This is a genomic window from Mesorhizobium sp. WSM2561 (genome assembly GCF_000513915.1).
Classification (GTDB): Bacteria; Pseudomonadota; Alphaproteobacteria; order Rhizobiales; family Rhizobiaceae; genus Mesorhizobium; species Mesorhizobium muleiense.
The window spans coordinates 1-9,138 of sequence record NZ_AZUX01000078.1 but is presented as its reverse complement, the minus strand read 5'-3'; the positions used below and the strand labels follow the sequence as shown (position 1 = coordinate 9,138).

8 protein-coding genes and 1 pseudogene are annotated in these 9,138 nt (G+C 57.1%); 7 read left to right on the top strand and 2 right to left on the bottom strand.

Annotation, left to right across the window (positions count from 1 at the left end):
* A pseudogene (locus tag M727_RS0131950) lies at positions 1-261 on the bottom strand (IS110 family transposase); the annotation flags it as partial.
* Positions 262-475: 214 nt separating this feature from the next.
* Here M727_RS0131950 and M727_RS0131945 point away from each other — a divergent pair.
* From M727_RS0131945 to M727_RS0131925, 4 genes are all read left to right on the top strand, one after another.
* Positions 476-1,411 carry a hypothetical protein gene (locus M727_RS0131945; protein WP_156941719.1) on the top strand — a complete coding sequence of 312 codons (936 nt, stop codon included), beginning with the start codon at positions 476-478 and terminating at the stop codon, positions 1,409-1,411.
* A 100-nt stretch (positions 1,412-1,511) separates the two neighbouring features.
* Positions 1,512-1,697 (top strand): hypothetical protein, encoded by a 186-nt coding sequence (locus tag M727_RS0131940; protein WP_156941718.1) that lies wholly within the window; start codon positions 1,512-1,514, stop codon positions 1,695-1,697.
* A 1,059-nt stretch (positions 1,698-2,756) separates the two neighbouring features.
* Entirely contained in the window at positions 2,757-2,969 is a 213-nt protein-coding gene (locus tag M727_RS42070; RefSeq protein ID WP_156941717.1) for a hypothetical protein, read from the top strand.
* Between the two features lie 21 nt (positions 2,970-2,990).
* Entirely contained in the window at positions 2,991-3,452 is a 462-nt protein-coding gene (locus tag M727_RS0131925; RefSeq protein WP_027155944.1) for a hypothetical protein, read from the top strand.
* 638 nt (positions 3,453-4,090) lie between these two features.
* Here M727_RS0131925 and M727_RS39440 read toward each other — a convergent pair.
* Positions 4,091-4,690: a hypothetical protein gene (locus M727_RS39440; protein ID WP_156941716.1), complete on the bottom strand. Its 600-nt coding sequence runs from the start codon at positions 4,688-4,690 to the stop codon at positions 4,091-4,093.
* A 271-nt stretch (positions 4,691-4,961) separates the two neighbouring features.
* Between M727_RS39440 and M727_RS44095 the strand changes: the two genes are divergently transcribed.
* The 3 genes from M727_RS44095 (at position 4,962) to M727_RS38480 (ending at position 7,606) form a co-directional block, all read left to right on the top strand.
* Positions 4,962-5,372: a helix-turn-helix domain-containing protein gene (locus M727_RS44095; protein WP_348627197.1), complete on the top strand. Its 411-nt coding sequence runs from the start codon at positions 4,962-4,964 to the stop codon at positions 5,370-5,372.
* 62 nt (positions 5,373-5,434) lie between these two features.
* Positions 5,435-6,565, top strand: coding sequence for a Mu transposase C-terminal domain-containing protein (locus M727_RS38485; protein WP_348627199.1), 1,131 nt, complete (start codon positions 5,435-5,437; stop codon positions 6,563-6,565).
* Positions 6,566-6,643: 78 nt separating this feature from the next.
* Positions 6,644-7,606, top strand: a complete 963-nt coding sequence (locus M727_RS38480; RefSeq protein WP_348627198.1) for a TniB family NTP-binding protein — start codon at positions 6,644-6,646, stop codon at positions 7,604-7,606.
* Positions 7,607-9,138: the final 1,532 nt, after the last annotated feature.

The following is a 9,138-nucleotide window of genomic DNA, read 5'->3' as shown; positions in this document are numbered from 1 at the left end:
GAAGCCGTCGCCGGCCGCCTCATAGGCGACGGCGATCCGCTTGATCGTATGCCCGGCCTGGCCGGCTTCGTCGCGCCAGCGCTGCAGCAGCTTCAACAACGATGGCGCGTCGGCATCAATCTTCTTCAGCGGCTGGCGCTTGAAACCCGGAACAAGCGCGGCAATCAGCCACTTCGCCTTGCTCATTTCGATGACGGCAACGATCGTGTTATCCTGTTCAAGAGCGGTAAGGGACCGGCTTGCGTCAAAAGACTGCGACATCGGGTGCCTCCTTCTGATGGTGGATCCAACAGCGCCGAAGGATGCCACACCTTCACCGCTCGCCCCATAGCATCTACGTCTGGGGACGCGACCTGGTGCCGCCCACATTCGCCCGTAGTCAGATCGATCGCCGGCCCCGCCAAGCCGTAACCCAGTCATCGAAGGTCACACCAGCCCTATGCCACCTGATATGGACGCCGGACAACCGGCGACCGTGGGCGCGATCAACAAGGAATATTTCCCTATTGTTGCGACGCTCCCGAACGGGCGCGGTGACAAAAAGGTAAATCACAAGCACCTGAAGTCGCCCTATCGCGATGCTGCCTTTCGTCATGCGTTCCAAGGGCTCGACGCACTTGAGGAACTTGAGGAAAGCGGGGCGACTTCAGTTACTGTGTCATTGCCCCTCACCAACCAACCCGCGCTTACCAACACCAACACCAACACCAACACCCTAACCTCGACCTCAACACCCTACGTCCGCGAAACCCTCTCGCCTGCCTCATCTGCACGCCACGAACGCTTCTGGCAGCCCTTCAACGTCTACACCGGTCTGTCGGTCCACGACGTGCCGGCTGTCTGGCGGGACCTTAGCGACTTGTCGACGCTCGAATGGTTCCACCACGCACTACGCCACACTGGTCCCGTCCACGCGTTCACGTTGAACCTCTCTCCCGAGATCGACCGGTTAGCCCGCACGAAGTCGTCTGCCGCCAAATGGTTGTCCAGGCGGATTGCACTTCAGCTTAAGCTCGCGCTCGGAAGGCCTATCGATTTCTGGTTCGCTGTAGAGGTCACAGAGACGGGCCAGCCGCGAAGGCTACATTGTCACGGTGAGCTACAGATCGCGTTCAGTGACTCTGTATGCGTCCGCAAAGCACTACGCTCCGCAGGTGGCGAGTGGAATGACGCTCGCCAGTTTCAGGCTAACGTCATTCCGGCCCCGGATGTGGTTTGGAGTCACTACGTTCGCGGCTTGTCGGTCCTGTCTGGCGTTGTGCCGTATCGAGGGCGGTTCAAGAACGTTCGGCGGCCGATCAATGGTGACTGGTTCGCGGCGACGAATGCGGTGCGCAGCGGTGCGAGTTCGCTCTACACCGCTCCCAGGACGCTCGTTATCGACTTCATCAAGCACGCGCCGTCGAACTAAGTCATCGTTTACTTATTGATTTCGTTGCATAATTTCTCTTGCGCACCGTCGCGGAATGACTCATACCTTGCGGGCAAATCAGCCAGTGGAGATCCCGCACATGAACACCTACATCGATAACGACACATACGACCGGCTCACCCTCGCGCTCGCCCAGATCGAACCTTGCGCAATTACAGGAAAGCGCGAGCCCGACCAAATGGTCCAGGCGCTCATGGCGGCTGAGATATGGCCGGTGAGCATAAAAAACGATAGCCAAGGTAGCGGAATGGGCGAGGCAGCTTGATGACCAAGCGTATCGACTACAAAGACGAACACCGCACCCTCAACGGTGAGTCATACTCGTTCGAAGTCTACGAGCAGACCGACATGCGTCCAAGGCAACGTTGACAAACGATCGACCGGCAAACCGGCGTCTGGAGATACCGGCACAGTGATCATCAATGATTTGATCGCGGAGCTTTTCAGGCGAGGCAGGATTAAGCCTGTCGGGCGCTGACAAGAATGGCGGGGCTAGTCCCCGCCTTTTCTTTACATCAATAGGCTGGAAAGCAGCGCGATTACTGCCAACATGATTGGCGTCTCGATATGCAGGCTTATCCGCATTTTTTTGTGCTCCGATGTAGCGGAATGCTACCCCCCTTGAATTAGGTGGCCCTGGTGCACAAAGCGATAGTTCGTAGATCGCCATAGCCGGCGCGGCTGATACGCGTTGTGCGCTGACATGTGCGGGGCGGATTACCGGCGTTTACGATATGTGTCCTTCCAAGAGTCCGTTTTCGTAAGGCCGCCATTGTCCGGTGGCAGATGCGCCTGGGCCGCTGGACGCATGATCGCCCAAACGACAAAGCCACCCAAAAGCACTCCTATCGCAAATCCCATTCTGCCGCCCGGCCTCCGTTATAGGGGAGCTACTGCGATGCACTCTCAACGATGTATCGCCTACCGACAATCACCAGTGGCAGGGATAGCACCGTCAACAAGCTTCCGCCCAGCCCTACTAGGTAGAGCCACGTCACATCGGGCGCAACCCCGTCGAATCGTCCAGCCGACGCGATCGACATGAACGCGAAACCAGCCACCACGGGCCCAATAATCATTAGGATCACGCCTAGAACGCCGGCCTCGGTCAACTTCTGGCTTACTGTGGTTTGCAATTGCCCCTCCCGAAAGTGCGACGAAAATCGCTGCGCAAATGGGCTTACGCGACAGTGAATCGCAGGGCAAGAACTAAAGCTAAAGAGCGCGGATAGTGCTAACGTCTGAAAAACGGAGGGGGTAGGCTCATGCGATTCGATTTCAATACAATGGCGCAGGTTATGTCGCGGCGACTTGTCCGTCATTTATGGACGACTACGCAACAGAAATGGGTTTAGCGCTGGCAACAATAGTTTTACCCGGCCTTGGAATCGCCATTGTCGGAACAGCTCTCGCTGGGTGGTGGCTGGTGGTCGCATTTTTTACTGTCCTATCTGCACTCTGCGGCAATCGGGTGGGAATTGGTCGAGAGAAAGCAGCGCTCTTGCTGCGAGCGAAGGCCGACGAGCAAATTGACTAGAATCGGGATTAATGTGCCGAGATGAGCGATATTGTCGAACAGCCCGAAGCTTCACCCGGAATGGATTGGGATACCTACTACGCACACAGAAACAAACTAGACGAGATACGGATCGAACAGTCGAGCTCGTTTGATAAGTCAATCCTAACTCTTTCGTCTGGTGCTCTGGCTTTCTCTTTGGTAATACTTGATAACTTCAAAACGGCCAACGTAGTTATAGCTATGCCTTGCTTAATATACTCTTGGATATTCTTCGTTATTGCCATCTTCGCGAATATTGCGTCTACCTTCATTAGCTCGAAAGCTGCAGAAATTGCAATTGCGCATATCGATCGGAGAATGAGAGAACAAGATTGGCAGGGCCAAGATAAGAACTTCCACGACGATATGACTAGAATATTAAACTCTGCGGCTGGCATTTCGTTCGCAGTAGGAGCAATTTGCCTTTTAGTTTTTGCCTACAAAAACGGAATTGGACCCTGAAATGACGAAAATAACTTCAAATAATCCCTTCTTGACGACCTCTATTCCCAACTCAGAAATATCGACTCACGGCGCCACCATGCCAACACAGCCGGCATCTCGACCATCTGCGCCGACGACGGCAGCTCCGGCGGCGGCAAGTCCACCGGCCGCACCGGCGGCTGCAAGTCCATCAGCGGTTGCGCCGGCCTCTTCGCCGATTTCGGCGGCACAAACCACTAGCGGAGAATAATATGAGTCTTCCGCCCCGTCCTTCCTCGCCCCGTCCTACGCCGACACCTAGACCTACTCCCGGGACAGGAACTCCGATCGGCCCACCGCCACAGCCTAGGCCACCGAAGCGCTGAGCGTATTCAAAGAGAGGTATTCATGAAGAAAATCACAATAGAGGGTCGGCCAACATCCGCCGGCAAGGAGCAAGCGGGGACAGTCTTGACGACTGCGCCGGCTCCTAGGCCGACCCCGCCCGCGAAGAGCGCCACCACGCCACCGGCGCCTGACAAGTGAGTTCTGGCCCGTCTTATCCACAGGTCGGGGCACCCTAGAAACTGTCCGATCTGACCTATCCGCCCTGATAGATCGACCAGAAGCCCGCCGCTCACCGGCGGGCTTTATTGCGGTCTTCGCAAATGCGCGCTCTATTTCTGTGGGGTGTCTGGTCTGGGTGCGCCCGGACCAGATGCTAGGATTGTAGCCGCGACCTTGTATAGATCATCTTCCGATAATCCAAATAAGAATCCCGACCCACGGGCAAGAAATGACGGATAGTTATTTCTCAATAGCCCCAGCCAATCTGTGCGCGAATTTGGGCCGTGCTTCAGATGATTTGCAAGGCATTGCACCGCACCAAGCTCCGGTGACGGACCATAGCCTTCGCCGGCGCAGTATTTCGCGAGTTCATCATGTGCGGCATAACCACCCTTCCATCCGGCCGCAGAATGTTCCCAGTGATGGTATAGGGCAATGACAAACGCCTTGCGGACCTCGAACAAAGCATGGTGCACGTCGTCGATTTGAGCGTCATAAACTTGGGACTGTTCCCATAAGATGCGGCCGTCCTCAAGTTCGCCGATCCATTCGCCCCCATTGGCTAAAGCCTCTTCATAGGCCACGGCTTCTATCTTTGTGCGCTCGATTTCCGCCTGTAGGGCATCTCGTGCTGCCACGTATCCCTTTTCGAGCATCCGAAGGCCGTGCTCAAATTGATAGTGGCGGAAATAGGAGCCTATTTTTACCATCGGTCTCCCCAGATGTTGCCCGGTGGCAACGTCCCTAACCAGAGCCGGCATGTCAATTATTGGCGCGATTCGCCCGGTTGGTTGCTGGCGCAGGTTTTCCACAAGCCGTGTCGCACTGTATTCATTGATGAGACTCCGCTGTAAGCGTTTTCAATGACTTAGCCGTGTACTTAAATTGAGAATTTGCATTTAATTTGAGATTCGCGCGCTCACTGCACTTAATGTGAGATTCTGACCGCGAAACGTTTGGCGTGAGTTCTTTGCAGGCTGCATGAGCGACCATACCGAGAATTACGAGGAACTGGCGCGCTGGAATGAGGCGTGTCGGCGCGAAGAGGCTATCCGCGGGCTCTTGGAGCGCTATCCAAAAACCCTGAACCGTCAGGCCGTTGCGGACCTGGCATGGGAACTGGACCTCAGCCGGGCCACCCTCTACAGAATGATCAAGCTATTTCGAGCAGGTGGCACTGTAAGTTCACTGATGGACCGAAAGCGCGGTCGGCGCCGGGGACATCGTGTCCTCGACAAAGATCGAGAAGCCCTCGTGCGTCGAACGATTGAAGGCTTTTATCTCAAACAGACACGCCCCATCCTTTGCGCGGTTGGTTCGCGAGGTCCAAATCGACTGCACCGCGGCGGGCCTTGCTCCCCCAAATTGGCGCACCATCAAATCCCGTGTTGAAGAGATCGATCTGCAGGTGAGGGGGCGTAAGCGCGGCGAGAGCGAGGTCGTCAAAGCAACAACTGCCACGCCGGGAACTCTTTCGGCGTCGACCGCTTGAGCTTGTTCAAATCGATCATACCAAAGTCGACGTATTCGTTGTCGACGAAGACACGCGTCAGCCGCTCGGACGGCCCTGGCTGACACTAGCATTGGACATCTTTTCTCCGATGGTGACGGGCCTCTATCTGACCATGGAGGCGCCCTCGCGATTATCGACAAGCCTATGCATACTGCACTCCGTATTCGACAAGACCATGTGGTTGCAGGAGAGGGGTATCCATGAAGCGTGGCCAGTGGCCGGACTGCCAGGAACGATACATGTCGACAACGGCTCTGACTTTCGAAGTCATGCATTCGAACGCGCTTGCCGGGACAATGGCATAAAGATCGATTGGCGGCCGCCGGGGACTCCCCATTTTGGCGGCCACATCGAACGGTTGATTGGCACGCAGATGGGCCCGGTTCACCTGCTGCCAGGATCGACCTCCACCAACATCGAGGAACGGCGCGAGTATGATGCCAAACGCCATGCGGCGCTGACACTCCGAGAGCTTGAGCGCTACATCGCACTCGAGATCGCCGGGCAATACCACCATGCTATCCATGGCGCACTCCGTCGACCACCGATTGCGGTCTGGCGACAGCAAGAGAGTGAGTTGGTGTTGCGCCTGCCGAACGATCGTATCCAATTCTGGATCTCCTTTCTGCCGGAGGCAGAGAGAACGTTGCGGCCGACCGGCATCCATCTTTTCAACATCCGCTACTGGTCGCCCGCTCTGTCCGCCGATATTGGACGGGCCAAAGCCCGCCTGATTGTGAAATACGACCCCCGCGATCTCTCCCGCGTTTTTGTTAGGCGTCACTCAGGCAGCTTTGTGGAGGCGCGCTATGCCGATGTGACGCTCGCGCCGATTACATTGTGGGAGGCGCAGGCAGCCCGGCGCAAACTCAACGCTCAGGGCAAACGTGAAATTGACATGCACGTCCTTATTCGCACGGCGCTTTTGCAGCGAGAACTTATCCAGCAAGCGAAACACAAGACACGAGGGCGTCCGCAGCTTCCGAAATCGAATGTGGATGACGATGAACTGGGCTCGCTTCGCGGCGTCGATTCAATCAAACCTGTTCCCTCCGTCGAAGATCTGGATTGAGCCCCTTTTGACCACGGATAATATCCATCTGACGCAAGCGGCCAAAGACCTCCTCAGCGACTCTGCGCGTTCGCGCAAATCCAGGCTCGCCGCTGGATTTTCTATCCGCGCGCCAAGCAGGCGCTCGATCGCCTCAACCTACTGGTCGATCATCCTCGCGGCACACGCATGCCTTCGGTGGCCATCTACGGCGACAGTGGCATGGGCAAGACGATGATCCTGGAGAAATTCTGCGATAATAATCCCTCATGCTTTGATCCGACGACCGGCACACAGGCCATACCGGTTCTGGCAATCGAGATGACCGGCAAGCCAGGTGAGCGCCGTCTATATGCCGAGATTCTGGCTGCACTTGGCGCGCCACAGGCACCCCGCGCCGACATCGTGCAGATGGAGCAAGCGGCGTTGCGACTTCTGAAAACCGTCGGCGTGCAGGTCCTGGTGATCGACGAAATACATAACATTCTCGCCGGCTCGTACCGCGAACAGCGGGTCGTGCTGAACACGCTCCGATTTCTCAGCAATCGGCTTCAGATTTCCCTGGTTTGCTTTGGCGTTATCGAAGCCCGCGAGGCGATTAGCGGCGACGTGCAGCTTGCCCGCCGGTTCGGCGAGCTGACCCTGAATAGATGGGCGGCCAACGAACAATTCGAAGCGCTGGTTTCGTCCATTTTGCGAAATATGCCGCTCCGCCGACCGACAGTGCTGACGCCGAAATCTCTGCGCCGAATTCTGCAGATCAGCGGCGGCATCACTGCGAATATTTTCCAGGCGATTACTAGCCTAGCGGCCGATTCGATCGAGAGCGGCATCGAGCACATCACCGATGAAGCGGTGGAAAGCTGGTCGCCGCCAGTCAGCGCCGAAACAGCATACGCATCAACCGAGAACTCGGCGGCACGAAGCCGCTTCCTGTCATTCTCGAACCTGTGCTGGATGAGCTCCTGTCGTCATGGATTGCGCGCCATGCGGGTTTCTATGGCGTCTCCCCGCTCACTATGCTCCGCCATGCCATTCCGGAAGCAAAATCTTTGCGGCTGACCGATACAAAGCTGGGGCCAACCGACGCCGGCCACATTGCGAGGCTGTTTCGAACCCAGTCGTCTGCAATTTTGGCAATGACCACATCAGGTTTCCCAAGTTCAGCAGCACGGCTCGTCGCGCCATGCGCTATTCAATGTTGCTTCGCTTGTGCCGAGCAAAACAGAGGGCAGGGCGCAACAACTGCGGTGCAGCGAAGCTGGACCCAGGGTTGGCGGATAACCTGTCCCGTCTGCGGACTACGGCAACAAGACATAAGAGACGCAGCATCTGCGCCTATAAGCCCGCTATCGCCGTTCGAGGGTCTTTGGAAAGATGCCCTCCACGGTGAACGGCTCATCGATCATGCGCTGAGGGGATCAGCTGCCGGTTGGGCATCGCCGATCGATATGGTCCGATTGCTGCTGGTGCGGCGGTGCCCGAAGCCCTTCAACCATGAGGTATCGATAGACCACTCCACGATCCTTGGCGCCGTCGTCCAAGGTTTCGATGAGTGCGTGGCCCAGCAGGGATTCCCAAGACCTACGATTGCAAGACCCATTTTGCCTGTCGGACTCCGCATAGCTCTCCTGGCGGGTATCTCAATCATCCACCAGGAAGGTCCCAAACTGGTTTCCGAACTCCAGCACCAAACGCTTGGCGCCCACTATACGCGGTTCGCCTCAATCGGCGCTGGCATGTCGGTTGCGAGAAGCTCCCCACTGCAGTTGAATTGAGACTCAGGGGCATCGAATCTCATCATTAGGTGCAGCGATTGCAAGAAGCCGGCGCAATCTCACATTTAAGCGCAGCGCGACAGACTTTCCGGAATGCCCAGCACGGGAAACCCCAGTAGTCGCGCATGGGATCCAGATCATTTTGAACGGAGGGCACAGGCTCAATTGAGAGCCTGTCCGCAGGCTATGCATAGATCGGGGCGGCCCACCATTTCCGACCGGCTGTCGCAGCGCAGACCGTTATCGGTCGCTCGCCTCCGCCAATTGCAGGTTCGAAAGTCGCCCACGACCATGAGGCGGCAGAACCCCAGGCGAATCTTGCCCTGGACGGTTTCTAGGGCGGCGCCTCGCCGCCGCCCTAAGCGTATCATTGCCGTTCTGCTGCAGGGTGGCGGCATGACCTCCCGACTGGTCCGGTGCTGGCGCCGCGCAGACCGCGATACAGCGAATAGATGCGCAGTCCAGTCTGCCGGTCGCTGGCGTTGTCGGGGGGCATAGGTCCGGGAAACCCGGCCTCCTGCGGAGCCGGTGCGGGGACAACGTGGTGAAGAGGTAGCTAAACTAATGGCCTTGCCGGGGGAACTGCACCACCTTGCCACGTGGGCGCGAATATTGTGCCGTCGCAATGGCCTCGATCAACAAATCCAGGGCCGCACGGGNTTTGCGGCTCGTGTCATCGTCGCCGCCGAGATANTGATAGGCTCGATCAAGATGCAACCAGGCAGCCGCGAAATCTGTTGTCAATGATGCCTCCATCGTGGCGCTCCCCAAGGGAGCCGTGCCATGCGCCGACAAAACGAAACGGAAATATCCACA

What these genes read in the sequence shown, in the direction of transcription:
- M727_RS0131940 (WP_156941718.1), top strand. Translation starts at nt 1,512, where the DNA reads ATGAACACCTACATCGATAACGACACATACGACCGGCTCACCCTCGCG.
- M727_RS42070 (WP_156941717.1), top strand. Translation starts at nt 2,757, where the DNA reads ATGGACGACTACGCAACAGAAATGGGTTTAGCGCTGGCAACAATAGTT.
- M727_RS0131925 (WP_027155944.1), top strand. Translation starts at nt 2,991, where the DNA reads ATGAGCGATATTGTCGAACAGCCCGAAGCTTCACCCGGAATGGATTGG.
- M727_RS39440 (WP_156941716.1), bottom strand. Translation starts at nt 4,690, where the DNA reads ATGGTAAAAATAGGCTCCTATTTCCGCCACTATCAATTTGAGCACGGC.
- M727_RS44095 (WP_348627197.1), top strand. Translation starts at nt 4,962, where the DNA reads ATGAGCGACCATACCGAGAATTACGAGGAACTGGCGCGCTGGAATGAG.